Annotated in this window: 30 protein-coding genes; 18 read left to right on the top strand and 12 right to left on the bottom strand. The window is 65.4% G+C overall.

The window, feature by feature from the left end; all coding sequences use genetic code 11:
- The first annotated feature begins 51 nt into the window (after positions 1 to 51).
- Positions 52 to 279, top strand: a complete 228-nt coding sequence (locus B4393_RS21190) for a hypothetical protein (protein ID WP_078335759.1) — start codon at positions 52 to 54, stop codon at positions 277 to 279.
- Here the strand turns inward: B4393_RS21190 and B4393_RS21185 are convergent.
- Both B4393_RS21185 and pheA read right to left on the bottom strand, forming a co-directional pair.
- Positions 276 to 962 carry a histidine phosphatase family protein gene (locus tag B4393_RS21185; RefSeq protein WP_078335758.1) on the bottom strand — a complete coding sequence of 229 codons (687 nt, stop codon included), beginning with the start codon at positions 960 to 962 and terminating at the stop codon, positions 276 to 278. The genes B4393_RS21190 and B4393_RS21185 overlap by 4 nt on opposite strands.
- On the bottom strand, positions 959 to 1,885 hold the full coding sequence (gene pheA / locus B4393_RS21180; RefSeq protein ID WP_078335757.1) for a prephenate dehydratase: 927 nt from the start codon (positions 1,883 to 1,885) through the stop codon (positions 959 to 961). Before pheA ends, B4393_RS21185 begins: the two co-directional genes overlap by 4 nt.
- Before the next feature lie 137 nt (positions 1,886 to 2,022).
- On the opposite strand from pheA, the gene B4393_RS21175 reads away from it, so the two are divergent.
- Positions 2,023 to 2,808: a DUF2470 domain-containing protein gene (locus B4393_RS21175; RefSeq protein WP_078335756.1), complete on the top strand. Its 786-nt coding sequence runs from the start codon at positions 2,023 to 2,025 to the stop codon at positions 2,806 to 2,808.
- Here B4393_RS21175 and B4393_RS21170 read toward each other — a convergent pair.
- Entirely contained in the window at positions 2,805 to 3,494 is a 690-nt protein-coding gene (locus tag B4393_RS21170) for an alpha/beta fold hydrolase (RefSeq protein WP_078335814.1), read from the bottom strand. The genes B4393_RS21175 and B4393_RS21170 overlap by 4 nt on opposite strands.
- Before the next feature lie 22 nt (positions 3,495 to 3,516).
- Between B4393_RS21170 and B4393_RS21165 the strand changes: the two genes are divergently transcribed.
- A complete protein-coding gene (locus B4393_RS21165) occupies positions 3,517 to 4,278 on the top strand; it encodes a CPBP family intramembrane glutamic endopeptidase (protein ID WP_078335755.1) in 762 nt (253 codons plus the stop codon).
- An 84-nt stretch (positions 4,279 to 4,362) separates the two neighbouring features.
- Here B4393_RS21165 and B4393_RS27605 read toward each other — a convergent pair whose 3' ends face one another.
- Complete coding sequence (locus B4393_RS27605) at positions 4,363 to 4,530, bottom strand: hypothetical protein (protein WP_157901303.1); 168 nt, start codon at positions 4,528 to 4,530, stop codon at positions 4,363 to 4,365.
- 56 nt (positions 4,531 to 4,586) lie between these two features.
- Here B4393_RS27605 and B4393_RS21160 point away from each other — a divergent pair, with 56 nt between their 5' ends.
- The 4 genes from B4393_RS21160 (at position 4,587) to B4393_RS21145 (ending at position 7,871) form a co-directional block, all read left to right on the top strand.
- Positions 4,587 to 5,528, top strand: coding sequence for an LCP family protein (locus tag B4393_RS21160; protein WP_078335754.1), 942 nt, complete (start codon positions 4,587 to 4,589; stop codon positions 5,526 to 5,528).
- A gap of 18 nt (positions 5,529 to 5,546) precedes the next feature.
- The gene (locus B4393_RS21155; protein ID WP_078335753.1) at positions 5,547 to 6,104 is read left to right on the top strand and encodes a ferritin; all 558 of its coding nucleotides are present in this window, start codon (positions 5,547 to 5,549) and stop codon (positions 6,102 to 6,104) included.
- A 170-nt stretch (positions 6,105 to 6,274) separates the two neighbouring features.
- On the top strand, positions 6,275 to 6,820 hold the full coding sequence (locus B4393_RS21150; RefSeq protein ID WP_078335752.1) for a ferritin: 546 nt from the start codon (positions 6,275 to 6,277) through the stop codon (positions 6,818 to 6,820).
- 133 nt (positions 6,821 to 6,953) lie between these two features.
- Entirely contained in the window at positions 6,954 to 7,871 is a 918-nt protein-coding gene (locus B4393_RS21145; protein ID WP_078335751.1) for an SAM-dependent methyltransferase, read from the top strand.
- Between the two features lie 197 nt (positions 7,872 to 8,068).
- On the opposite strand, the gene B4393_RS21140 is transcribed toward B4393_RS21145, so the two are convergent.
- From B4393_RS21140 to msrA, 4 genes are all read right to left on the bottom strand, one after another.
- On the bottom strand, positions 8,069 to 8,956 hold the full coding sequence (locus B4393_RS21140; protein WP_191987006.1) for a glycerophosphodiester phosphodiesterase: 888 nt from the start codon (positions 8,954 to 8,956) through the stop codon (positions 8,069 to 8,071).
- Complete coding sequence (locus B4393_RS27970; protein WP_236743205.1) at positions 8,931 to 9,995, bottom strand: DUF4328 domain-containing protein; 1,065 nt, start codon at positions 9,993 to 9,995, stop codon at positions 8,931 to 8,933. The genes B4393_RS21140 and B4393_RS27970 overlap by 26 nt, the downstream gene beginning before the upstream one ends.
- Positions 9,996 to 10,175: 180 nt before the next feature.
- On the bottom strand, positions 10,176 to 10,502 hold the full coding sequence (locus tag B4393_RS21130; protein ID WP_078335750.1) for a rhodanese-like domain-containing protein: 327 nt from the start codon (positions 10,500 to 10,502) through the stop codon (positions 10,176 to 10,178).
- Between the two features lie 244 nt (positions 10,503 to 10,746).
- A complete protein-coding gene (msrA, locus tag B4393_RS21125; protein ID WP_078335811.1) occupies positions 10,747 to 11,481 on the bottom strand; it encodes a peptide-methionine (S)-S-oxide reductase MsrA in 735 nt (244 codons plus the stop codon).
- A 188-nt stretch (positions 11,482 to 11,669) separates the two neighbouring features.
- On the opposite strand from msrA, the gene B4393_RS27310 reads away from it, so the two are divergent.
- From B4393_RS27310 to B4393_RS21110, 4 genes are all read left to right on the top strand, one after another.
- Entirely contained in the window at positions 11,670 to 11,825 is a 156-nt protein-coding gene (locus B4393_RS27310; RefSeq protein ID WP_109420686.1) for a hypothetical protein, read from the top strand.
- A gap of 218 nt (positions 11,826 to 12,043) precedes the next feature.
- The gene (locus B4393_RS21120) at positions 12,044 to 12,667 is read left to right on the top strand and encodes a superoxide dismutase (protein ID WP_070937580.1); all 624 of its coding nucleotides are present in this window, start codon (positions 12,044 to 12,046) and stop codon (positions 12,665 to 12,667) included.
- Between the two features lie 153 nt (positions 12,668 to 12,820).
- The gene (locus B4393_RS21115; RefSeq protein ID WP_078335810.1) at positions 12,821 to 13,354 is read left to right on the top strand and encodes a peptidase; all 534 of its coding nucleotides are present in this window, start codon (positions 12,821 to 12,823) and stop codon (positions 13,352 to 13,354) included.
- 1,120 nt (positions 13,355 to 14,474) lie between these two features.
- A complete protein-coding gene (locus B4393_RS21110; RefSeq protein ID WP_078282094.1) occupies positions 14,475 to 14,873 on the top strand; it encodes a transcriptional regulator in 399 nt (132 codons plus the stop codon).
- Positions 14,874 to 14,978: 105 nt separating this feature from the next.
- Here the strand turns inward: B4393_RS21110 and B4393_RS21105 are convergent, their stop codons facing one another.
- The 3 genes from B4393_RS21105 to B4393_RS21095 form a co-directional block, all read right to left on the bottom strand.
- The gene (locus tag B4393_RS21105) at positions 14,979 to 16,094 is read right to left on the bottom strand and encodes a hypothetical protein (RefSeq protein WP_078335749.1); all 1,116 of its coding nucleotides are present in this window, start codon (positions 16,092 to 16,094) and stop codon (positions 14,979 to 14,981) included.
- On the bottom strand, positions 16,091 to 16,582 hold the full coding sequence (locus B4393_RS21100; protein ID WP_005062809.1) for an ImmA/IrrE family metallo-endopeptidase: 492 nt from the start codon (positions 16,580 to 16,582) through the stop codon (positions 16,091 to 16,093). Before B4393_RS21100 ends, B4393_RS21105 begins: the two co-directional genes overlap by 4 nt.
- 66 nt (positions 16,583 to 16,648) lie before the next feature.
- Positions 16,649 to 18,073, bottom strand: coding sequence for a hypothetical protein (locus tag B4393_RS21095; protein ID WP_078335809.1), 1,425 nt, complete (start codon positions 18,071 to 18,073; stop codon positions 16,649 to 16,651).
- 316 nt (positions 18,074 to 18,389) lie between these two features.
- On the opposite strand from B4393_RS21095, the gene B4393_RS21090 reads away from it, so the two are divergent.
- The 7 genes from B4393_RS21090 to B4393_RS21060 all read left to right on the top strand — a co-directional run bounded on the left by B4393_RS21090 (position 18,390) and on the right by B4393_RS21060 (position 24,093).
- Positions 18,390 to 19,046, top strand: coding sequence for a DUF6474 family protein (locus B4393_RS21090; protein WP_078282096.1), 657 nt, complete (start codon positions 18,390 to 18,392; stop codon positions 19,044 to 19,046).
- Positions 19,047 to 19,049: 3 nt separating this feature from the next.
- Positions 19,050 to 19,715, top strand: coding sequence for a YcnI family copper-binding membrane protein (locus tag B4393_RS21085; RefSeq protein WP_070937584.1), 666 nt, complete (start codon positions 19,050 to 19,052; stop codon positions 19,713 to 19,715).
- Positions 19,715 to 20,281, top strand: coding sequence for a copper resistance CopC family protein (locus B4393_RS21080; protein WP_078335748.1), 567 nt, complete (start codon positions 19,715 to 19,717; stop codon positions 20,279 to 20,281). The genes B4393_RS21085 and B4393_RS21080 overlap by 1 nt, the downstream gene beginning before the upstream one ends.
- 147 nt (positions 20,282 to 20,428) lie before the next feature.
- Positions 20,429 to 21,097, top strand: a complete 669-nt coding sequence (locus tag B4393_RS21075; RefSeq protein WP_078335747.1) for a hypothetical protein — start codon at positions 20,429 to 20,431, stop codon at positions 21,095 to 21,097.
- A 37-nt stretch (positions 21,098 to 21,134) separates the two neighbouring features.
- Positions 21,135 to 21,623 carry a ribonuclease E activity regulator RraA gene (rraA, locus tag B4393_RS21070; RefSeq protein WP_078282100.1) on the top strand — a complete coding sequence of 163 codons (489 nt, stop codon included), beginning with the start codon at positions 21,135 to 21,137 and terminating at the stop codon, positions 21,621 to 21,623.
- Entirely contained in the window at positions 21,623 to 22,810 is a 1,188-nt protein-coding gene (locus B4393_RS28515) for an amino acid deaminase/aldolase (protein ID WP_078335746.1), read from the top strand. The genes rraA and B4393_RS28515 overlap by 1 nt, the downstream gene beginning before the upstream one ends.
- Positions 22,807 to 24,093, top strand: a complete 1,287-nt coding sequence (locus tag B4393_RS21060; RefSeq protein ID WP_078335745.1) for a D-arabinono-1,4-lactone oxidase — start codon at positions 22,807 to 22,809, stop codon at positions 24,091 to 24,093. The genes B4393_RS28515 and B4393_RS21060 overlap by 4 nt, the downstream gene beginning before the upstream one ends.
- Here B4393_RS21060 and B4393_RS27600 read toward each other — a convergent pair.
- Complete coding sequence (locus B4393_RS27600; RefSeq protein ID WP_157901302.1) at positions 24,083 to 24,247, bottom strand: hypothetical protein; 165 nt, start codon at positions 24,245 to 24,247, stop codon at positions 24,083 to 24,085. The two genes, B4393_RS21060 and B4393_RS27600, sit on opposite strands and share 11 nt — an antisense overlap.
- Positions 24,248 to 24,256 lie beyond the last annotated feature (9 nt).

Here is a 24,256-nt window from a genome sequence, read left to right as displayed (position 1 = left end):
GACCCCGCGCGGTTACGCGGACTTGTCGGCATCCGGTGTTACAACATTTGTATGAAGAAAACACCGGACTGGCGGCACGCCATCAGCTGCGGTGTGGCATGCCGTGATTGCATCCGAGATATCGACCACTGTCACGGCACACTGATCGTGCATTCCTCGCATCATGCCGAGTGCACGGACCGTGACTGCGACGGTCAGTACCTGCTGCGTCACAGCCTGGTGATCGATTGCATTGCTGCACAATGCGATTGCGCGGGCGAAATTCAGCTGGCGGTCTAACCCATCGGATCGGCCGACTGCGCCAGCTCCTCAGCGCTAGCGGCCTCCTGGTGCGGGAACGGCGCTGCCGCATCTCCCCAATGCACGCAACTCCACCGTCCGTCGGTAATCGGCGCCAGCACAACGGCTTCCGCGTTGCCCAGGTGACGGTTCACCGCAAAGCCCGGATCCACCCCGGCAAGGGTCGCGGCCACCAGACGAATCGCCGCCCCGTGACTCACGATCACCACATCACCGGTCGACGCATCGTTCTCCAAGTGCCGTAGCCGCAGCTCGGCGACCGCGGGTAGATACCTGTCGAACACGTCCTGCGCCGATTCTCCGCCGGGCATCCGGGCGTCGAGATCTCCGAAATGCCAACGCTCATATGTGCGATCAAAGACGGCGAACGACTCTAGATCGGTGTGGTCCTCCAGCTCGCCGGCCTGAACCTCATGCAGGCCTTCGATCTGTTCTGCTTGCAGGCCAAGGTGTTCGGCGATTTTCGTGGCTGTCTGCACGGCGCGCACCGCCACCGAATGCACCAGGACCGCCGGCGCATGCTCCTCATACCGCTTGGCGAACAGGCGCGCCTGCTGCAATCCGAGTTCGGTCAGCGCCGCGCCCGGTGGTTTGGTGTCCAGTCGACGTTCAACGTTTCCGTAGGACTGCCCGTGCCGGACCAAGACAAGGCGCCCACTCATCGCAGCTTCCCTTCCCGTGTCTCGGCGAGCCATCCCGACGCCTCGTCCAACACCGGCGGATTGGCGCCGGCGGCTGCTGTGGTCCCTCTCGGCCACGATCCCAAATACCGCACATCCTCACAACGACGATGCAGGCCCTTGAGTGCCTCGCCGACGGCGATGTCGTCGATATGGCCCACGCAGTCCAGAAAAAACCGGTAGGTACCCAGGCCCGTACGAGTGGGCCGGGACTCAATGCGCGTCAGGTCGATGTCCCGGATCGCGAACTCGTTCATGGCGGCGGCCAGTGCACCGGGCACATTCCCGAGCCCCAGGACCACCGAGGTGCGATCTGAGCCGGTGGCCGCGGGCGGCGGCGCTGGCCGCCCCACCAGCACAAAACGCGTGTGCGCATGGGCTTCGTCGACGACGCCGCTGGCCAGGGCATGCAGCCCCAAGCGTTCGGCGGCCCACTCCGTGCACACCCCGGCATCGGCCCGCTCGGCCTTCACGTCCTCGGCTGCCGCCGCATTCGAGTTCGCGGCCACCAGCTCCGCGTCCGGCAAGTTCTCGGCCAACCATTCCCGCACCTGTGCGGCGGCAATCGGGAAGCCGGCGACGGTCTTCACATCCCCGGCGGTGGTGCCCGGTCGCACCGCGATGGTGAACGACACCGGCAACACCGTCTCGGCGAAAATCTGCAGCGGCGTACCGACCGCCAGGGTGTCCAGTGTCGGCACCACCGGACCTTCCAGTGAACTCTCGATCGGCACACACGCGTAGGCGGCGTCCCCGCCCTGTACCTGTACCAACGCGTCTCGCGCGCTGGAGACCGAGACCGGCTCCACGTCCGGCGAACCGGGGATGCGTCCCGTCGCGCGCAGCTTGATCAGTGCGGCCTCGGAGAACGTGCCTTGCGGCCCCAGATAAGTGATGCGCTGCACACTTCAAACCTTAGGCGCTCGGCCACTGGGCGAACCCTCGACACAGGCGATGGCACGGGTGTCCCTTGCACTCTCCACGGTCCGTTGTTAACTTAGGCTTACCTCAGTTCGCTAGGTTCGTCAGGAAGAGGGTCGCCATGACCGCAGCACCGCCTACCACCGCCGAGCGCGTGCGATCGGCTTGCGCACGGGCCGCCAGCTCGACCCTCGCCATCGCCGGAGCAGATGTCGTCGGCACCTCACTGCACCATTTGTTCGACGACGGCACCTTCGCCGTCGCAGTCCCCTCGGATAGCGCCATTGCGGCCACGGTGGTCGCGGCCGGCTCATCCGGAATGCCCGCGCTGCTGGAATTGACCGATCAGGCTCCCCTTCCGTTGCGCGAGCCGGTCAGGTCTCTGGTCTGGGTGCGCGGCAATGTGGTGTCCGCCTCCGATCGGGAGGCGCGCGGCATTGTCGATGTCATCGCCAGCCGGATACCCAACCCGGCGCTCCTGGATATCCGCACCGATATGCGGCTGCGCACGCAGCCGGGCTCAATACTGCTGTGCCTGGCGGTGGAGTCCGTCGTCGTCGCCGACTCCACGGGTGCCGAATCGGTCGACGTCTCGGCGCTGCTCGGCGCGCGGCCGGACCCCTTCTGCACACTCGAGGCCGGATGGCTGTCGCATATCGACCACGACCACCGGGATCTCGTCGAACGCTTGGCCCGTCGTCTGCCCCTGAATCTGCAGCACGGCGAGGTACGTCTGCTCGGCATCGACCGTTACGGCATCCAGCTGCGAGTGGAAGGCAACGAGGGCGACCACGACGTACGGCTACCGTTCAACGAGCCCGTCAACGACACCGCGGGGCTAAGCCAGGCGCTGCGCATCCTGGCCGGCTGCCCATTCCTCAACGGGTTGCGCGCCCGCAAGATCTAACCGAGCAACAGCTCGCGGAGCACCCGCGCGAACATCACCGGAGCGTCGCGGTGTGCGAAATGATCCTGTCCGTCAAGCTCTTTCACCCGCACGCCGGGCACGCGACGAGCCAGATAACCCACCGGCTCCCGGAACTGAGGCGGCGAGTTCGCCCCCTCGAGCAGCAGCATCGGGATGACCGAGCGGGCGTACTCCCCGAGGAGCTCTACACAACGATCCAGCGCCTCGAACTCACGCGACACTGTCGCCGAACGCGCCCTGACCGCCTCACTTCCACTCCGATTCGCTGCCGCTACGGAGTCCGAAACCGGCAGTGGCGGCTCGTACAGCACGACGGATGCCACATCAAGTCCGCGACGCAACGCCTCCAGGACGACAACGGCACCGAAGGAATGGCCGAGTATCACCGCATTGGGACCGACCTCCGCGGCGACCGCGATCACGTCGTCCGCCTCTCGCGCCAGGCTGTGTTCCTGCGCGTCAGTACTGGCGCCGTGGCCTCGCCGGTCGACGAGAAAACAGGTGAAGTCGTGCTGCAGCTCTGCGGCGACATCGGACCAGCTCGCCCCCGAATCCATCGCTCCGTGCACCATCACGAGCGGCGGCCCTTCTCCGGACACGGTCAGGCTCAACCGGACGCCATCGGGCGATGCCACATAGCGCAGAGTGCTCACCACATCGGACACCCTTCCACCAATACCAGCCAGAATGAGCGCCGTGGCGGAATCGGACATGTCAGCACGCACAATCCGTATCGAGATCGGAATTGTGCTCGCCATCAGCTTCGGGATGAGCGCACTCAGCGCCATCCTGCAGTTCACCTCGGCTGTACTGGCGGGATTGTCCGGCCAAACCGTCGCCCTGAATCCTCGCCGCGCCGAGTTCAGCCTGATCGACCTGGGATTGAACCTGGTGTCGATCACGCGGCTGGTTGCCTGGGGAGCACTTGCGGTCTACCTGCTGTGGCGCAGTGGATTCGGCCCCTCCTCGATCGGGCTCGGCCGCTGGCGCTGGCGGGGCGACGGCCTGGGCGCGCTCGGGTTGGCCGCGCTCATCGGGCTTCCCGGCCTGGCCCTATATGTGGGCGCACGCTGGACCGGCATGAGCGCCCAAGTCATTCCCGCCTCCCTCGATGACACCTGGTGGCGCATACCGGTGCTGGTGCTGTCCGCGTTCGCGAATGGCTGGGCCGAGGAGGTGGTGGTCGTCGCCTACCTACAGACCCGCCTGCGCCAGCTGGGTTACGGAACGGCGGCCGCCATCGCGTCCTCTGCGCTGCTGCGTGGTTGCTACCACCTGTATCAGGGAGTCTCGGCCGGTATCGGAAACCTGGCAATGGGTCTGGTCTTCGGATACGTGTGGCACCGCAGCGGAAGGCTATGGCCCCTGGTCGTCGCCCATGGCGTCATCGACACCGTGGCCTTCGTAGGGTTCGCGTTGCTCCGGGATCACCTTGGCTGGCTCCGTTAGCCTCATCTCATGGGACGCGCACGATGACCGAGCCCACCATCCCCTTCCGTGGTCGGCGCCCCCACCGACGGGAGGACAGCCAAGTCATCCGTCGGCATCCCCAACCTCCACCCCCGCCACCCGGCAATCCACCGCGGCGGCCGGGTCCGCCACCACCCCGCCGCGCGCAGCCGCCACCGCCGCCGCGACCGTCTTCACGTGACCCGCGACCGCGCCGACCAGCCGCTCCGCCCGCACCCCCGACGCCCGCACGCCCCACACGTAAGAGGCGCTGGGGCGCATGGATACGGCGCACCTTCGTCCTCGCGATGACCCTTGTCCTGCTCGGGTTTTGCACCATCATCGGCACCGCCTTCTGGCTCGACGGGCGGTTACATCACGTCAACGCACTCAACGACTACCCGGATCGCCCCCCGGTAGGCAGCGGGACCAACTGGCTACTCGTCGGCTCGGACAGCCGTCAGGGCCTCACTCCGGATCAGGAAGCCGAGCTGGCTACCGGCGGAGACATCGGTGACGGCCGTACCGACACCATCCTGTTGGTGCACATACCCGCGTTCTACGACGGTGGGGCGGCCACCATGGTGTCGCTTCCCCGCGACTCATACATCCCCATCCCCGGAAACGGCAGCAACAAACTCAATGCCGCGTTCTCGCTGGGCGGTGCGGCACTGCTCACCCAGACCGTCGAGCAGGCCACGGGCCTGCGCATAGACCACTACGCGGAAATCGGGTTCAGCGGGTTCGCCTCCGTCGTCGATGCGATCAGTGGCGTTTCCCTGTGCCTCGACGAGCCCATCGACGATCCGCTGGCCGGTGTCGATTTGGCGCCGGGATGCCAGATACTCAACGGGCCCAGCGCACTTGGCTATGTGCGTAGCCGTGCCACGCCGCGCGCAGATCTGGATCGCATGACACATCAGCGCACCTTCATGACCGCGCTGTTCCACCGGATGAGTAGTCCGGCGGTGTGGGCCAACCCATTCCGCTGGTATCCCATCGCCACGTCCACCGCCGACGCCATCACCATCGCCGAAGGTGACCACAGCTGGAACCTGGCCCAATTGGGCTGGGCCCTAGCGGGTTCCGTGCAGAATATGACAATGCCCATCGGGTCGTTCTCCTCAAACTGGGCGGGCGACATCGTCACCTGGGATCAGGACGCCTCGGCCCGGCTTTTCGAGGCTCTGCGCTCGGGCCAACAAGTTCCCGCCGACCTCTTGCCTGAGCCGGCCACAACGACTCCCTGACGCACTAGGCTTTTCGGTGTGGCTACCACCGATCCGCACGTGCGCGCGTCTTCACCGTTCCTCGAACTGTTGCACGACCAGATCCGCAACGAGTTCACGGCATCCCAGCAGTACATCGCGATCGCCGTCTACTACGACGATGCCGATCTGCCGCAGCTGGCCAAACGGTTCTACGCGCAGGCGGTCGAGGAGCGCACGCACGCGATGATGATCATCCGGTACCTCATCGACAAGAACGTCGCCGTCACCATCCCTGGAGTCGATCCGGTCATCAATGGGTTCGCCGATGCGCGCGAACCCATCGCCCTTGCCCTCGAACAAGAGAAGCGCGTCACCGATCAGATCACCGCGCTCGCTCGCGCGGCGCGCTCATCGGGCGACTACTACGGCGAGCAGTTCATGCAATGGTTCCTCAAGGAACAGGTGGAAGAGGTCGCCACCATGGACACGCTGTTGACGGTCGTCGACCGCGCCGATCATGATCTGTTCGATCTGGAGAACTTTGTGGAGCGCGAGCTCAATCGTCCAGTCGGCCAGGATCCGACGGCACCGCGGGCGGCCGGGGAAGCACCCTAATCAATTCTGCGCATGGCGATTCTCAATTGCCATGGGGATGGATTAACTTTGGCTAAGTTAAGAATTGGCCAATTAGCTTACGTAATATGCGCCATTTACTTAGGTGAACATAACCTCATTAAGGTTGACCTTGGGTGACAAGGCCTCTGACCTGGCCTATTGTCGATTTCATGTCCGCGACCGACACCCCCAAGACGAAATTCAACGCACTCCTCCACGACCAGATCGGTCACGAGTTCACCGCGTCTCAGCAATACATTGCAATTGCCGCGTATTTCGATGACGCCGACCTTCCTCAGCTCGCCGCACACTTCTACAAGCAGGCAGTCGAGGAACGGAACCACGCCATGATGATCGTGCGGTACCTCATCGACCGGCGCGTCTCCGTCGAGATTCCTCCCGTGGGCGCGGTGATCAACGGGTTCACGGCACCGCGCGAGCCGCTGGCGCTGGCGCTGGCCCAGGAGCAGACGGTCACCGAACAGGTCACCGAGCTCGCACGCACCGCCCGGGACGAGGGCGACTACATCGGCGAGCAGTTCATGCAGTGGTTCCTCAAGGAGCAGGTGGAAGAGGTCGCACTCATGGACACGCTGCTCACTGTTGCCGAGCGTGCCGGCGATAACTACTTCGACCTCGAAGAGTTCGTGGCACGCGAGATCTCCGTTGAGTCAAGCGACGCCACCGCACCTCCGGCCGCGGGCGGCGCGCTCTAGGCACCCCAACAAGATGTCCCTCACCTCGGCTCATCGCCGCGGTGAGGGACATCTTGCATTTCCGGCCGTGAACCCACACGTTTGCCCGGTTGCTTTCCGATAATCTTTCATGGGATGCAGAGAACATCGCTCGGTGACGGCGCGGCGAAAGGCGGTGCAAACGTTGTTCCGCGGTAGGCAAATTCAACTGACGTTGACAGCGTCCCGGGCGATCGAGTCGGATCGCGCCGAACCGCTGTTCATCGACACCTTCGCCGAAGGCTTGGTGCTGAAGTCTGATGATCCCTATGCGCTTGCGCTGCTGGAGACGGCCCGGGCGCATCCGCCCACCGGTGCCGCAACCGAACGCACACTCTTCCTCGCCCGGTGCCGCGCGGTGATGACACGCCACTACGACGATGCCCTGCTGGCCGCGGCCCAATCCGGTGCCACCCAGGTGGTGCTCCTGGCCGGCGGATTGGACACCCGCGCCTACCGACTGGATTGGCCCGACGGCATCACGGTCTTCGAGATCGATTACCCGGAGTTACTCGAGTTCAAGGCCAGTGTGCTCACGTCGGTGGGGGCGATACCGCGAACCGAACGACGACAGGTCGCCACATTCCTCAGTGGGCCGTGGCAGTCCGACTTGACGGCGGCTGGTTTCGATCCCGACCTGCCCACCGCCTGGCTCGCGGAGGCTCTCATCTCCCACCTGCCCGGCCCGAGTCATGACGCGCTCTTTGAGCGGATCATCGAGATGTCGGCGCTGGGCAGCACCATCGCGACCGACACCGACGGGATCTCCCCGTCCGGCCAGTCCTGGGCGGATGTACGTGACGCCCTCGCCGCCGAGGCGTTCAACGCTTCGGAGCTGACACGTGGCTATGAGGAGCGGACACGATCCAGCGAATGGCTGTCGGGGCACGGCTGGCTGGCACAGACCACCACAGGGCGGGAACTGGCAGATCGCTATGGTTTGCGGACGAACGGCGCACTGGCTGCCTATGTCGACGAGTTCGATGCCCGCAGATTCCTCACCGCAACGCTCCCCGTCACGTACCTGAGTTGAGCGGTAGCGCGGAAACCGTTGCGGCGATCGCGTTTTGCCGCGTAGAGCACATCACCGGCGGCCCGGCGCAATCTCCCGAATCGAAGAGACCCTTGGCCGATCGAAAAGATCCACGACCGTGCGTGCGCCCCGGCCACAGGCGTGACTATCTGCGCGCAGGAGACCCCGCCACTACTGCGATTGCACGAGAGATCCGGCTACAACGTGGTGCCGGTAAGTCCCCGCTGCAGCCAGGATTTGGTTCGGCCGGGGTGGTTGGTAGCGATCCAGGCGACGCCGATGCTCCGGCAGAACTCGACATCCTCGTAGTGGTCGACGGTCCAGCAGTATGTCGCCCGTCCCTGAGCCGCCGCCCTGTCCACCAGTTCCGGATGCTCACGCAGGGTCGCGATGGACGGTCCCACCGCGGTGGCCCCGACGGTGGTCGCCGCACTGCCGCCGAGGTATCGGGACGTCTCGCCCAGCAGCACTGTCGGCAGCATGGGTGCCGCCCGGCGGATGCGCCATACCGCGGCAGCCGAGAACGACATGACCACCGCGCGCGACATGTCGGCGGACGCGGGGGCGGCAATCCCGAACCGGTGCAGCAGCGCGAGCACTTTGTTTTCGACCAGCGATCCATACCGGACCGGATGCTTGGTTTCGATGAACAGTTTCACCGGCCGGTTCCAGTCGAGTACCAGCGAAACCAATTCCTCAAGCGTCAGCAGTCCTGTGCCCGATGACGCCTCCGCGCCGCCGGGATGCCAGCTGCCGAAATCCAGGGCGCGCAGCTGGCTCAGTGTCATCTCGCTGACCAGCCCGGTTCCGTTCGAGGTGCGATCCACTCGGCGATCGTGAACGCAGACTAGTTGTCCGTCCCGAGTCAGGCGGACATCGCATTCCACCCCATCGGCGCCCTCTTCGAGAGCGAGCTCGTAGGCGGCAAGGGTGTGCTCGGGCCGGTCCGCCGACGCGCCCCGGTGCGCGACGACGAACGGATGCTGTGGGTCCCGCCCGGAGGCGGGGACCTCGCCTATGCCGTCTATATCGTCGGCTCCCCACGCATTGGCCTCACCATCACCAGGCTCCGACGACTCGGTCACGCTCCAATGCTGCCGGTTCCTGGCCCACCGGTTCAACCGCAGCAGCGGAATTGTTGTCGCGTGTCGGCGGAACATCCGGGCGGTCGGCATCGACGGGCACCGGCCCCTGGAGGGATTCCACCGCCAACCAGCGCACCGCGCGGCGATGTCCTTCGGGCGCAGTGAAGCCTTCGTACACCCGGCGCAGCGACCAGACCGCGGCCGCCGCGGCCGCGTAGTCGATGGCCGTGAACAGCGCGTTGTCCGCTACGCCTTGCACCGTCACCGCGTCGCGAGACACCCATGTCACCAGGACCAAGAGCCACGTCGCGGCCCAGAGTCCCGACCACCACAGGATGTTTCGGTACTGCCGGTACCACCGGTTCTCGATCTTGGCGAGCTCCAGGAGTAACAGAGGCACGCCCACGATGTTCACGATGGGAAGCAGGCAGCCCACCCGAATCTCCCACCGAGCGCGCGGATCCTCGAATCCCAGGTCACGGTAGGTTTCGGCGCGTCGCGCGATCATCCATTCGGTAAGGAACCATGCGGTGGCCACCATGACGGCGAAGGCGAGCGCGACGCTGACGAGCACTAGCCCATTCGACGTGCTGGCGATGAACCGCGGAATCAGGGCTCCGCGGTTATAAACCATCAACGCATATCGAAGAAAATGCGCACACGAAGTGATTGCCAGGGTGATGATTGTGGCGAGCAGGAGCCGTTCGAGCACCCGGCTGGGGACACCGCCCCCGGCTATCCCTTGGCGTGACGATCCCGACGGGTCGATGTGGTCGACCAGACCCCACCGAGGGATGTACGCGTAGCGCGGCGTCGGACCGAGCGGCCGCGGGCGGCGCGCCGTTTTCGGGGGCGAGCCGGGGCGCACGGCAATCCACCGATATCCCGCGGGGAGCCGTGTCGGACGGGCCGCAGGACGCCCCGCAGGAGTTGCCACAGGACCCTGCTGCGTCGGTGGAACCCAGTACTTACCTCCGGAGGGCGGGGCCCCGGCGGGTGGGCGCGGCATCGGCGCCGCGGGGCGCGGCGGGGCGGTCATACCCGGCTCCAGCAGGGTGCCTCGACACCGTGGGCACCAGTATCGACGCTGCTCACGCACGTTCCACTGAGTACCGCAGCGGGAGCACACCTGGATCATTCGTCCAGCGTAACGGCCTGAGGGCGCACCTCGCAGCGAGTGGGGCATCGACACCAACCGACGAGGTCGGTCGCCAGGAGCTCAGCTGACGGTTGGCTTACCAGCCTGAACCCAGGCCAGCATGCCGCCAGAGACGTTGCTGACGTCGAAACCATTGCGGTTCAGGTACGCCGCGGCGCGCTGAGAACGTCCGCCCGCGTGGCAGATCACCCACAGCGGCGCGTCGGGATCGAGCTCATCCATCCGGGACGGCACATCACCGAGCGGTATATGTTGCGCGCCCTCGATGTGTCCGGCCGCCCACTCATCGTCTTCACGAACGTCAAGCAACTTGACACCAAGGTCCAGCGCCGCCGAGATCTCGTCGATGCCGACCTGTGGAACCTCATCGCCCGAAGGGAAGCTCATCGTTCATTCCTGTCGCTCGATCGGTATGACACCTGCGGCGCCCGCAACTTTTCGCAGTGTGACGCACACCACAGCAATGTCGGCTTATCCACACTATCCACAGGTTGATCCACAAACCACAGGTTGCTCATTTGCATTTGCGCTGGCCAGGACTTCATCAAGAGGCTCAGCGGGGCTCGCGACGGGGAACCGTAGCACTGCCTGTGCAGGGTTAGCGAATTCATTGCCGCGTCCGTGGGATAGCTCACGCCTGTGCCGCACTGCCGGGTGGCACATCCAGGCCGATGGGGCAGGAAACCGAAGTTCCACCAAGTCCGCAGTACCCGTTCGGGTTCTTGGCCAGGTACTGCTGGTGATACTCCTCGGCATAGAAAAAGGTCCGCGACGTATGCCCGACGGGCCCGTCCAGCGGAGCGATCTCGGTGGTGACCTCCCCGTACCCAGCGCCGGCTAGGGCGACCGCATACCGAGCGGCACTCTCCGCGGCATGCGCCGCCTGACCCTCGCCGGTGGTGTAGATGACCGAGCGGTACTGGGATCCGCGGTCGTTGCCCTGCCGCATGCCCTGGGTCGGGTCGTGACTCTCCCAGAACTGCACCAGCAGTTGTTCGTAAGTCACTTCACGGGGGTCGAATGCCACCAGCACGACCTCGGCATGGCCGGTCCGTCCCGAGCACACCTCTTCATACGTGGGGTTGGGCGTGTATCCTCCGGCGTATCCCACTGCGGTGGAATAGACGCCCGGAAGCTTCCAGAAGCCGCGCTCCGCACCCCAGAAGCAACCTTCCCCGAACACGGCGAGCTCGAGCCCCTCGGGGAACGGCGGCACCGTGGTGTGACCGTTGACGAAATGAGTGCCGGTTATCCGAATCGGGGTAGCACGGCCGGGCAGGGCCGCGCCCTCCTCCACGATTGCCGACTTTCCCGGCTTAACCCCGTCTTCGAGTCGTCCCAGGATCTGATCGCGAACGTTATCCACCCAAGAAGCCATGCCTTTGATGATACGCCGCCGGGTGCCCTCAATTTGCTGGTCTAGCTGGGGTTTCCAGGTACACGCTGGGTGAATTTTCGCGCACCACGATTTGGAGTTATGATGACCGTCACACGAGTGATGCTGTGACTCATCTCACCGTGACGGTACTTGCAATGAATGGCAGGAGGGCGGCGATGACAGCACAGTCGGCAGGACAAGAACCGATGTCCACTTCCGGCTGGCAGTTGACTCCCCGCTGCTACAACACCTCGTACCGTGTCGCAGCGTTCCGCGCTCTCATCATCGCTCTCATCCTCGCGGCCGGCCTCGCGTTTCTCATTCTCGTCTGACCGACAGTCGACCGCGCACACCTGCGGCTCACCCGTTCGGTAGCCACATCCGGGACGTGCGTGCCCTTCCCCAGTCCTTGCGGCCTAGGGCGCAATAGAGCAGGGTTGAATCGGTAGGCCGGCACTCCGGTGGGAACAGGTTGAGCCGCGCCTTCTGTTGAATAGTTCTGCACATAACGCAGATACGAGCGATTACGACGCAAGCGGAAAGGAATCTCGTGGCTGAGTACACACTGCCCGATTTGGACTACGACTACGGAGCGCTGGAGCCCCACATCTCGGGACAGATCAACGAGCTGCACCACAGTAAGCACCACGCGGCCTACGTGGCGGGCGTCAATTCCGCGGTCGCCAAGCTGGAAGAGGCCCGCGAAAAGGGCGACCACGCGGCGATCTTCCTCAACGAGAAGAACCTGGCATTCCACCTCGGTGGGCACGTGAACCACTCGATCTGGTGGAAGAACCTGTCCCCCAACGGTGGCGACAAGCCCACCGGTGATCTGGCCGCCGCCATCGACGATCAGTTCGGCTCGTTCGACAAGTTCCAGGCGCAGTTCACCGCCGCAGCCAACGGCCTGCAGGGATCGGGCTGGGCCGTGCTCGGCTACGACAGCCTCGGACAGAAGCTGCTGACCTTCCAGCTGTATGACCAGCAGGCCAATGTTCCTCTGGGCATCATCCCGCTGCTCCAGGTGGACATGTGGGAGCACGCCTTCTACCTGCAGTACAAGAACGTCAAGGCGGATTACGTCAAGGCGTTCTGGAACGTGGTCAACTGGGCCGACGTGCAGGACCGCTACGCAGCGGCCACCACCAAGACGTCGGGTCTCATCTTCGGCTGATCTCGCTTTCGCTTGGGCCCCGGATTCGTTACGAATCCGGGGCCCAAGTGTGTTTTCGGCGTGTCCGCTAGCGATTGCGGGGTGCTTCCGCGCATGGTAATTCTGGAATCAGCAGCGTCGCGCAATATGGATTGTGATGTCGCGGAGGCAGATATGGCGACCAGTTCCGATCGGCCGATCGAGATCGCGCCCTTTCATGCGGGCGGATCGCTGCGGGGGTTTGTGGTGTGCGGCCGCTGGCCCGACTCCACCAAAGAATGGATGCAGCTGCTGATCGTGACGGTGCGCATCGCCACATTGCCCGGATTGCTTTCCACCACAACGATTTTTGGTGCACGCGAAGACCTGCCCGACGACCCGACACCCGGCATGGTTGGGCTGGTCATCGCCGAGGGAACGGTCCTTGGCGAATCCGCTGTCGCGCCTGGCCATTTCGCAGAGCATCAGCCACCGGCGCTGCTCATGCTCCATCCGCCCTCGGAGACCAACCCCACACTGCCGGAATGCCTTGGCGCGGCGTCGGGTTGCCTCCTTCTGCCCGGGTTGCCACACCTCGGTCTTGAGCATCGGGCCGCATGGGTAGAGGCCGAGTCAGACGGAACCGTCACTTCGGTGGTGAGTCGGGTAGGCATCGATCCCATCAGCGATCCCGACACGGCTGTGCTGGCAATGCTGCTTGCCGCGTAACGGATTCGGCACCCTCCAGCAACTCCCCAGACACTAGCTCTCGGCAGCGTCCAGAAGTTCCTGGCGCAACCAGCCGCCACGAGCCTCGGCATCGTATTTCTCGCAGGGCCCGCACCGTCTTCGCGCCGTGGCCCGCCGCCCGGGCGGCGCCATCGGACACCTCGCCGATGTCTCCTTGCTCGAACATGGCCACGCGCCCGCCACCGCAAGCCGCCTGGGGGCAGGAGCGACGCAAACGAGGACGGGAAACCAGCGACCGCCCGCATCAGTCGTTTTTTCCTCCTGGCGATCATTTCTTCGTCGATCTTGATCCACGAAGGGGGTAGGACGTGGCCGATCACGATGGCGCTCACCAGCGACCATCAACAGAACCGTGCGCCACCGGACCCGACCACACTCGCGGTGTGCGCTGACGGGAGTGCCGTTCTTGATGACCGTCGCCGCACGGGCCTCTTGCGTCACATCTGCCGCAGAACATCGGCGGGACTTACCCCGATCTTCGGGTTCTGGATGATCTTGATCGGCACACCCGCGCGGCCGCGGATGGCAGTGGCAGCTCTCAAAGCTTGATGGTTGCTGTGATCTTCCTCACAGTCCATCAGTGCCGATTTACCGCTGGTCAGAGGTGATGCCCTGTTGGAGGCCACACTTGCGGTCACCGTTCCATTATTAAAACGTTACCTATGCGCGGCGATTCACGCCAGAATCGCTAGCTGCCGTTATCGTCACGGGCGTGACATCCTGCCAGGTCAGCGAGGCGTGCGCGCAGAACGCGTGGTCTTGGTGCGAGTAGCAACTGAGCAGGTTATACAGCCGAGCACTGGGCACGACAGACTTAGGAAACGAATGCGATCTCTCAGCGAGGCCCGGGCGGCGGCCCCCGCGCCGTCGCCCTGGGGATTTATCAATCATTTGCCTGAGAACGAAGATTCCCAGATCGTCCTGAATATTGGACGCTGCACAGATGTACCCGAGCTAGCAGGTTTGGATAACCGAACACCATGCCTGCTGTAGCCAAACTTGACGGTTGCGCTTGGCTACAGGCAAAACTAAGGTTACGATGGGCAGCAAATACGTCCCCCGAATTAGCAACTTTATCTGTTTGTGGAGGTAAGGCTCGATGAGCACCACGTTCACCGCACGTCTGAATCGGTTGTTCGACACCGTATATCCGCCCGGACGCGGCCCCCACACCTCTGCCGAGGTGATCGCGGCTCTGCGTTCCGAGGGCATCACGATGTCCGCGCCGTACCTGTCGCAGCTGCGCTCAGGTAACCGCACCAACCCTTCGTCGGCGACCATGAAGGCGCTCGCGAACTTTTTCCGGATCAAGCCGGCGTACTTCACCGACGACGAGTACTACGAGAAGCTCGACCAGGAACTGAGCTGGCTCGCGAACATGCGCGATGAAGGCGTCCGCCGGATCGCGGCCCGCACCGTGGGGCTGTCCGTCGAAGCGCAGGATCGCATTACGCAGACCGTCGACGAATACCGTCGTAAAGAGGGTCTCGACAGCTAGTCCACCGCTTGTCTGACCGGTCCACTTCGGGGAAGGACCGGTCAGTTTGGCGTTCACCGCTCGTCGAGCCGGCGGGGAACACGCACGGGGACGGGGCTTTACAACTTAAGAACGACGTTCAGCACGCACCAGCCTGCGGTACTCGGTAGCGATCTCGAGAATCCACTCGCGATCGGAGTATCCCTCAGGCTGGTGCAGCCATTCTGGGCCTGGGAAGTTCTCTGTCGGATCACCCTCAGTGAGAACCCATTTCACTACCGCGTGAGCCTGAGCTGCCGGAAGTACATCGAGCTTCACCGGTTCCACACCGAGCTCGATATCGCTCTCGCCCTCCGATTCGGGGTCCAGTCCCTGCGCATGCATCGCCTCCAAGAAGAGCGCATCGGATATGTAGGCCATGCGATCTGCCACTTGGAAGGCCAGCGGTCCCCGGGGCCGCACTCCGATCGCGGCGTCCGGCTGACGCTTCTTGAGGTCCCGGTACAACGGAGCCAGTACGAACATCTCGCGGCGAGCGACCAGCCAGGTCTCAAAGGTCGGCAGCAGCGACCCCACCGCCACCATGGCCATCGCGCAGCCGATCAGTGTGGCCGCGGTGCCGATGGTGACGTACTCGGAGTTGGCCACCGCCACACCGGCGACCACCAACACCGCCAGCACCAGCAGACTGATGCCGACAGTGAAGAGGAACAGGGCGCGGCCCCGCCGGGTGCGGTTCGAGTAAGCCATTCCGGCCCACAACACCACCGACAGCGCCACCGCGACATACAACATCGGGACCAACCAGGCCGTGCCGGATGCGAATCCGCCGAGATCACGCCTCAGGAATTCACGCGGGGTCATCTCGGGCTGCCGACCGCGCCAGAAGAACACCGCCAGGCTGGCGCCGCCGATCACCGCCGCCCCCACGTACTGCCAGCGCGCCCACCGTTTGTTGGCCGCCGCGGTACGGCTGGCGGACATGCTCGTGATCATCACGCAGCTGCCCGCCGCACACGCCGTCAATGCCGCTTGGCTCAAGGCCACCGAGATGTTGGGCCAGCCCAACGAGCTGTCCACCAGAATCGTCAGCGGCTCCCAGTTCAGCGCCGACACCAGCGCCAGGCTTCCCAGCGCAACGATCATTCCGGTGCTCACCGGGGATTGTTTGTGGACGAGCACCCACCCGATGCGCAATCCCGTCGCCATACCCAGCAGCCCGGCAATCACCCAGGCGATCACCCAAAGGCCTCCCCGAGCCTCACCTGAACAATGGACGCGCGATCGGAGGGCAGCCGCCCCAGCCGGTACAGCAGCAGCGCCGCGAAGTCCTCGGCTTCCTGTTCGGCCTCCATGCCGGTGGCACCCATGCATCCGGTGCGCTGCGAGAGCATGTAGGCGATCAGGTCATCGCTGGCGAATTCCGCTTCATCCCTGGCCATTTCGACTACCGAAATGCCTTCATGGCGCAGCACCACGTGGCCGAGTTCATGAGCGAGCGTACGGTCCCAGGTGGGCAGGCCGCGCTGGATGATGAAGATGTCTTCGTTCTCGTACTGGCGCCATTGGCCGCACACACCGGGTGGCAGATCCGCGGAGATGATCTCGATGGACCGGTCCCGATCGCGGCCAACCGCCTCGACGAGGGCGGTCAACGTCACCTCACCCTTACGCGGAGCCAGATCGAGCACAGCGTTGACGGCATCGGTCACACGACGGCCTGCGCCCATGTGCCTCTCCCCTCACGGTGTGCCTTCCCGGACAGACCCCTCACGGGGTGCTGTATCGATTCTTCCTTACTCCAGGAAGCGGGCGGCGGCGGATGCGCGCACCGTATGACCGGCCTTGGCTTGCCGGTATCCCAGGGCCGCTCCCACGAAGGTCATCATCGCGATGCCTGCGGCACCCGGAATGGCCACCGCGGCGATCTCGGATGTCTTCGTCAGACGGAGGTAGTCGGTGTACCCGGTGCGGGGTGCGATGGTCTCGGCCGCGACGAACTGCTGGATCGGCTTGGTGACGGCCTCGGGCTGCTTGGTGCCCCCCGCGGTAACCACGGCGTCGCCGCCGCGGCCGCCCTCGGCCTGCTTGATGGTGACCACCGGTGGTGTCGGAGGGACGACCGGCGCCAGCGGCGCGATGACCGGCGGCGCGGGCGGCGTCGCGATCGCAACGGCGGGAGACTTCGGTGTGGGGAGGGAGGGCGGAGCAATGGGACCGGTGTGGATGCCGGGGTTTCCTCCCGGAGTCCGCGTTCCGGCGGCACCACCGGACGGAGCGTTCGGGCTGGGGACGCCACCGATGTTGGGGAATCCCGGCAGGCCGATCACATGATCGTGATCGCCGTCGGAATCATGCTCCGGGGTGGTTCCGCTGCCCGCGCCCGGAGTGTGCGTCGAGGTGCTCGGCTTCTTCTTCCAGATGATGATGGTGCGCCCACCCATGTTGACGGTGACGCCGGGAACCTTGGGCTCCTCGGAGGACGTCTCATGCTCGGTGTGTGTGGAGCCGGCGGCGGGCGTTTCGGCGGTCGCGCCCGGCGCGGTCGACGTGTGGGGTGAGGTCGCCGTCTCTGTCTTAGGCGTCGTGGCCGTCTCAGTCTTGGGCGACAACGCCCCGGCCACCGAGCCGAGGGCGCCCTTCGGACCGGGCTCTTCGGTGTGAGTCCCTGTGCCACTGGAGCTTTCCGTGGCGGCACCTTCAGCGGTCGGAGTGTGGACACCCGCGGCGCCACCCGAGTGCGGCAGGGTTACCCCGATACCGCCGATTCCCCCGCCGGAAGTGCCACTTGGGGTGCCGGGTGTACTGGTCCCCGAACCGGCGCTGCCCGCCGCGTTATCAGATGTCTTACCGTTGGAGCCGACAGATCCAGGCTTCGGGACGCTTGCCCCGGGGCCCTTGTCTTTGTCCTTGTCGCCCTTGGCGGAGTCGTTGCTGCCGCCACCCGCGGCGGCTTCCGACCCGGAGCCGCCGTGCAGGCTCTTGCCGAAGCTCGGGGCCGACGGTGCGTTGCGGGTCCCACCGCTGCCCGGGCCACCGCCGCCACCGGAACCGCCGCCCAGCAATCCGCCGGTGATCTTGTGGATTGCGCCACCTAGACCGTGGTCGTTGTCATGATCGCCACCCGATCCGCCGCCGGGTTTTGCGTCCGCAGCCGGAGTCGTGACGGCGAAAACGCCGAATCCCCCCATGAGCGTCCCGGAGCTGAGCAGGGTCACCACAGCCGCGCGCGCGGAGGCACGCTTCAGCTGCTGGCTTCTCCTGCTCGAATTTGCTCGATGTCGCCCCACGGCGAACAGCATGCCGGGAATTTGCTCGGAGGTCAAATATCCACCACAAAATGTGGGCCCTTTCACCTCTTGTTCCCCCTGTACCGCCCTAATCGTCAACCCCGGGACTTCGCTGAGGGCCACCGGGAACCTTTGCAGTGCACATCACGACAACCTGAATACGAGGTCCTATCCGCACGGGGCCGACGAGGATCGGCGCGCTAGGGTTAGCGCCACACTCGCAACGCGATGAACGGAGGCCGCTGGGATGGGTTTTCTCACCAGCCGCAAGAGCCGCTCGACGAAACGCGCTGAGGCGCGGGCACTGAAGGCGAAGGCCAAGCTCGAAGCCAGGTTGGCGGCGCGTAACGACCGGCGGCGGATGCACATGCAAGCCCGATCGGAGTCGGCCGCCAGGCGCGACTCGCGCAAGACCGAGCTGGCGACGCTGAAGGCCCAGCGGTTGATCGCCCAAGACCAGCTCAAGGCGGTTCGCGAAGGCAAGCTGCTCTCGCCCACCCGCATCAAACGCACGCTGACGGTGGTACGGCTGCTGGCCCCGGTGCTGTTGCCGCTGCTGTACAAGGCGGCGATAGCGGTCCGTGGTGTTTTGGATCAACGCCGCGCCGACCGGCTCGGCATACCGCTCGCCGAGCTCGGCCAGTACTCAGGGTTCGGCGCGGAGCTTTCAGCCCGTATCGCCGGTGCCGAGCAGTCGCTCCAGGCCGTGCTGGACCGCGCGCCCAAGGATGCCGAGACCAAGAAATTCACCGCGACCGTCCGTGCGCGGCTGGAGGAGTTGGGTACCGCCGTCGGGGCTTCGGAACATATGCCACCGACCCGTCGTCGCGCGGCGCATGCCGCCATTGCCCGTGAACTCGACGGCATCGACGCGGATCTGCTCGCACGACTTGGGGTGAGGTAAGCGATGCGCGTGTTTCCCCGGCTGCTCGCGGTCTCCACCGCTACGGCCGCCGCTCTCGTGGCGCTTGCCGTTCCGGCGTCCGCGCACGTGCGTGTGACCACCGACAACACCGCTCGCGGCGGCTACGCGACATTGGAGTTCTCGGTTCCCAACGAATCCGAGACCAAGGCGCTGACCACCGAGCTGACCGTGCAGTTGCCAAATGTCGGCTCGGCGAGCACCGAGCTGCTGCCCGGCTGGACCAGCGCGGTCGACCGCGATGCCGCCAAGGGCACGGTGAAGTCGGTGACATGGAAAGCCGTGACCGGCAATGGGATTGGGCCCGATCAGTTCGCGGTGTTCCGGGTGCGTGTCAAGCTCCCGGATACGGATTCGGTGACCTTCCCGGCGACACAGACCTATGCCGACGGCCAAGTGGTCAAGTGGGATCAGCAGGCCCAGCCGGGCGGCTCCGAGCCGGAGTACCCCGCGCCCGCCCTGGACCTGACGCAGGGCAAGGCCGACCATGACGGCCACTCGGCGCACGCGCCGCAGGTATCGGCTACCCATGAATCCGGGGACAGTGACGCTCGCCCCGACAAGACGGCACGCTGGTTCGGCGGGATCGGGTTGATCCTCGGTGCCGTCGCCCTCGTGCTTGCTGTGACGAATAGGCGGAGACAACAGTGATGGCAGTTCCACGGAAGTCGGTATCGGTGTTCTTGTCGGCGTTCATCGCGTTGACGCTGAGCCTGGCGTTACCCGGGGTGGCCTCGGCGCACGCGGTCAAGGTGTCCTCGGATCCGGCCGAGAACGCCGTGCTGTCCGGACCTCCCGTTCAGGTCAGCGCCACTTTCAACGAGCCGCTGCAGAAGCGCTTTTCCGCGATGACGGTCATCGGCCCGGAGGGCAAGACCGACCAGTGGCAGTCAGGCGACCCCGTAATTTCGGGCGCATCGATTTCTGTCGGGATGAAGCCCGATGCCCCCGCCGGGAAGTACACGGTGAATTATCGGGTGATCTCGGAGGACGGGCATCCGGTCGACGGCTCGTGGCCGTTCACCATCACTGGATCGGGTACCCCGGCGTCGGCGGGCGCACCTGCGGTTTCGCAGCAGCCGTCGGGAACACCTTCCTCGGCCCCGGCGCCGTCTGCCAATCCCACCGACGGCGACCTGCCCATGTGGCCGTTTGTGGTGGCTGTGGTGGTCTCGGTGGGTGCCGCGCTGTTCTGGACTCAGCGCCGTCAGTCGTAAGTAGTTGGGCCTCGACTGGCCTTTTTGCGTCGTAACGGCATGATGGACAACGGCGGGGCGGCAGAGATTCGGGTGTGAGCCGCCCATCGTGGCCGAGAGCGAGCCACGAACACCCAGGACGACCGAAACTTGCGAAGGAGCAGGCGCATGGCGGACCAGGACAATTCGGCGAACGAGCCCAACCAGACACCGGAGAAGGCCGCCGGCGGCGAGGCACCGCAGCCCGCGGCGCCGGCCCGGCCCGCGAAGGCCGCGAAGCGTCCGGCCGCCAAGCGCGCTCCTGCCAAGCGACCCGCCGGCTCATCGGCACCACCCAAGACCGGGCCCAAGGCCACACCTGCATCCAGCGCCGAGCCGGCTCCCAAGCCGCCCGCGGCACCGAAGCCCGCCAAGGCGCCGGCGGCGCAGGCTCCGAAACCTGCCGAAGCCCCCAAACCGACGCCACCGGCCGCTGCCCCGGCCGCGGAGTCCGCGCCGGCGGCGCCCAAGCCTGAGGTCGCACCTGCCCCCACACCCCAGCCAGTGGCCGAGGCTCCGGCACCCAAGCCCGTCGCACCGGCGCCTAAGCCGGAAGCTCCCAAGCCGGCACCCGCACCAGAGCCTGCCCAGCCTGATCTCGCGGCCGCGGCCAGGGAGGCCGCCGCGCAGGCCAAGTCGACTGTCGACTCGGCCCCGCCGCCGATTCCCGGCCCCGCACCCGAGCAGGGGCGGCAGGCCCCGAACCTGAAGATCGCGGTCGGCGCCGCGATCGCGATTCTTGCTCTCCTGCTGCTGCGTCGTCGGCGTCGCAGCGAGGACTCCGTCGAATCGGACTGATCGGTCCGCCGAACGCGTCGGGCCATAAACTCGGGGCATGACGACCGCACCGATCACACCCCGACCGACCGCCGACCTGGGAGACGAGCTCGGCATCGACATGGCCAGCTGCGATCTTCAGCTTGCTCAGTACGGTGCGCGCCCGGTATTCGCCGGGGTCATCACCACGGTGCGCTGCCACCATGACAACGCCCTGCTGAAATCCATTCTGTCCGAGCCTAGTTCGGGCGGAGTGCTGGTCATTGACGGCGGCGGCTCGCTGCACTGCGCACTCGTTGGCGACATCATCGCCGGGATCGCGGTGAACAGCGGCTGGTCCGGTCTGGTCATCAACGGCGTTGTCCGGGACAGCGCCGAGCTGGCGACCATGGACATCGGTATCAAGGCCCTCGGCACCAACCCGCGGAAGGGCCACAAGACCGGCGCTGGGGAACGCGATGTCGTCGTCAGCTTCGGCGGCATCGACTTCACACCGGGGGCGATCTGTTACGCCGACCATGACGGCGTTGTCGTGGTTCCTGCCTGATGTCGGTGCGCCGACTGGCCGAAGCGCTGCGGGGGGCACCGGTGCCGCTGGCCGCGGTCGATATGGATGCGGCGCGGGCCAATGCCGCGACGCTGGTCGGTGCCGCATCCGGGTTACCGATCAGGGTGGCCAGTAAGTCGATACGCAGCACCGCACTGATTCGAAAGTTCCTGGAGATACCGGGTTTTCACGGGGTGCTCGCCTTTACCCCGGCAGAGGCCGTGCATCTGGCCGACGCCGGTGTCGATGACCTGCTGATTGCCTATCCCAGTGTCGATCGCGGCGCCCTGGCCACAGCGGCCCGGCATCGCTCCGTCATCCGTCCCCTGATCGATTCGGCTGACCATGTCCGCCTGCTGGCAGATGTCGCGCACGAGACGAACGCTCCGATCCCGGTATGCCTCGATATCGATGCCGGCTGGCGGCCACTCGGCGGCCCCGTGCATCTGGGGCCCAAACGCTCCCCGGTGCGCACCCCTGAGCAGGCAGCGGCCCTCACCGATCTGGTGTGCGCAACACCGGGACTGCGACTGGCAGCGCTGATGGCCTATGACGGTCAGATCGCCGGCGTGGGCGATATCGTTCCGGGAAATCCTTGGTACCAGTTGGCTGTTCGCGCGATGCAGGCCTCGTCACTACGCGAACTCGGCGAGCGCCTCCCCCGTGTCCTGGACGCGGTGAGCACCCGGCTACACGCCAATGGGGCCGCTCCGCTGGAGCTGGTGAACTCCGGCGGCACCGGCAGCCTTGCCCGCATCGCAGGGTTGCGCTTCGCCACCGAACTGGCCGCCGGGTCGGGCTTCTTCGCACCCGCACTGTTCGACCACTACCGCAGCCTGCATCTGGATCCGGCGGCCGCGTTCGCGCTGCCGGTGGTGCGTAAACCCGCTCCTGAGCTGGCCACCGTGCTCGGCGGCGGGTATATCGCCAGTGGGCCGACAGGCCCCAGCCGGGTTCCGGTGCCGTCCTGGCCCACAGGTTTGTCTTTTGAGGCCTCTGAGGGCGCCGGGGAAGTACAGACCCCGTTGCGTGGGGCACGGGAGCTGCGGCTCGGCGATGTGGTGTGGTTCCGGCACGCCAAGGCCGGCGAGCTCTGCGAACATTTCACCGAGCTACAGCTTGTCGAGGACGGTCAACATGCCGGTTCGGTGGCGACCTATCGCGGTGAGGGAATGATGTTCCTGTGAGCGAATGGCGCAACTGGAGCGGTCAAACATCCTGTGCCCCAGCACTAGTGGCTCGCCCAAGATCCGAGGAAGAGCTCGCCTTCGCCTTGAGGCGTTCATCGGGGCGAACGGTGCGGCCGATCGGCTCGTCGCATTCCTTCACCCAACTGTGCGTCACCGACGACGTGCAGATCGATATCGCCGAACTGCGACAGCTCATCTCTGTGGACAATCAGGACCGCGTGCGTGTGCAGGCCGGAATCACGCTGCACGAACTGAACCGCACGTTGCTACGCCATGGGCTCGCACTGCCCAATCTCGGCGATATCGACGTCCAGACGCTCGCCGGGGCCGCCGCGACCGGCACGCACGGGACGGGCCTGAAGTTCGGCAATATCTCTCAGACCATCGAGTCGATGCGAATCATGGCTGCCGATGGCACCATTCACGAGATCGACGGCGGCGACGAGCTGCGTGCCGCCCGCATCTCACTGGGGGCGCTGGGGGTGGTCACCGAGTTCACCCTGCAATGCGTTCCCGCTTTCCGGCTACACCGTCGTCAGTCCGTGCAGGATCTGGACACCGTGTTGGCCGAGCTTCCCACACTGCTGGCCGATACCGATCATCTTGAGCTGTACCTATTTCCGCATACACGACGGGTCTTGCTGCTGCAGTCGACGCGCACCGACGAGGCCCCCTGGCCGCGCAATCCCGTCAAGCATTGGGTGGAACGCGACCTGGTGGAAAACGGCGCGCTCGGGGCCCTGATGTGGACGGCCGGTCGCCTGCCCGCTGCAGCCCCGTGGATATCTAGATTTGTTGCGGCCCTTGCGGGTTCCAATGAGTCTCAGGATGAGAGCGCGGCGGTTTTCGCCAGCCCGCGCAAGGTGAAGTTCACCGAGATGGAGTACTCACTTCCACTGGCGAATGCCCGCGAGGCGATCGCGACCGCGCTGGCCGCCATCGAACGAAATCGGCATCAGGTGGCATTCCCCCTGGAGGTCCGTTTCACCCAGGCCGATGACGCACTGCTGGCCCCCGCCTACGGTCGCGAGAGCATGTATCTGGCAGTGCACCAAACGATTCACGGCCAATGGGAGTCCTACTTCCGCGACCTTGAGCCCATCCTGGTCGGGTTGGGCGGCCGCCCACATTGGGGCAAGCGACACACGTTGACTGCCGAGCAGTTGGGTGAGCGGTATCCCGAATGGCAAACATTCCAAGAGATCCGCGCGCGACTGGACCCCGAGGGTACGTTCAGCGGCGGCTACCTGAACCGACTATTGGGTCCGGTCAGCCCCTGAACCAGGGCGGCGCCGCCGGGGCGACATCCGGATTCGGATCGATGACCGCCTGAGGCGCCTCGGCGTTTTCGGCATTCGTCCAGTCCCGGTGAAACAGCCGCGGGTCCGTCTCCGCCTCGTCGTCCCCGGCAGAGACAAGGCGGTGTCGTCCCATGGTGAGCTC

Source organism: Mycobacteroides franklinii (genome assembly GCF_002013895.1).
In the GTDB taxonomy this organism is placed as follows: domain Bacteria; phylum Actinomycetota; class Actinomycetes; order Mycobacteriales; family Mycobacteriaceae; genus Mycobacterium; species Mycobacterium franklinii.
Note: the sequence above shows the minus strand (reverse complement) of the source record. Positions and strands in the feature narration are given on the sequence as shown.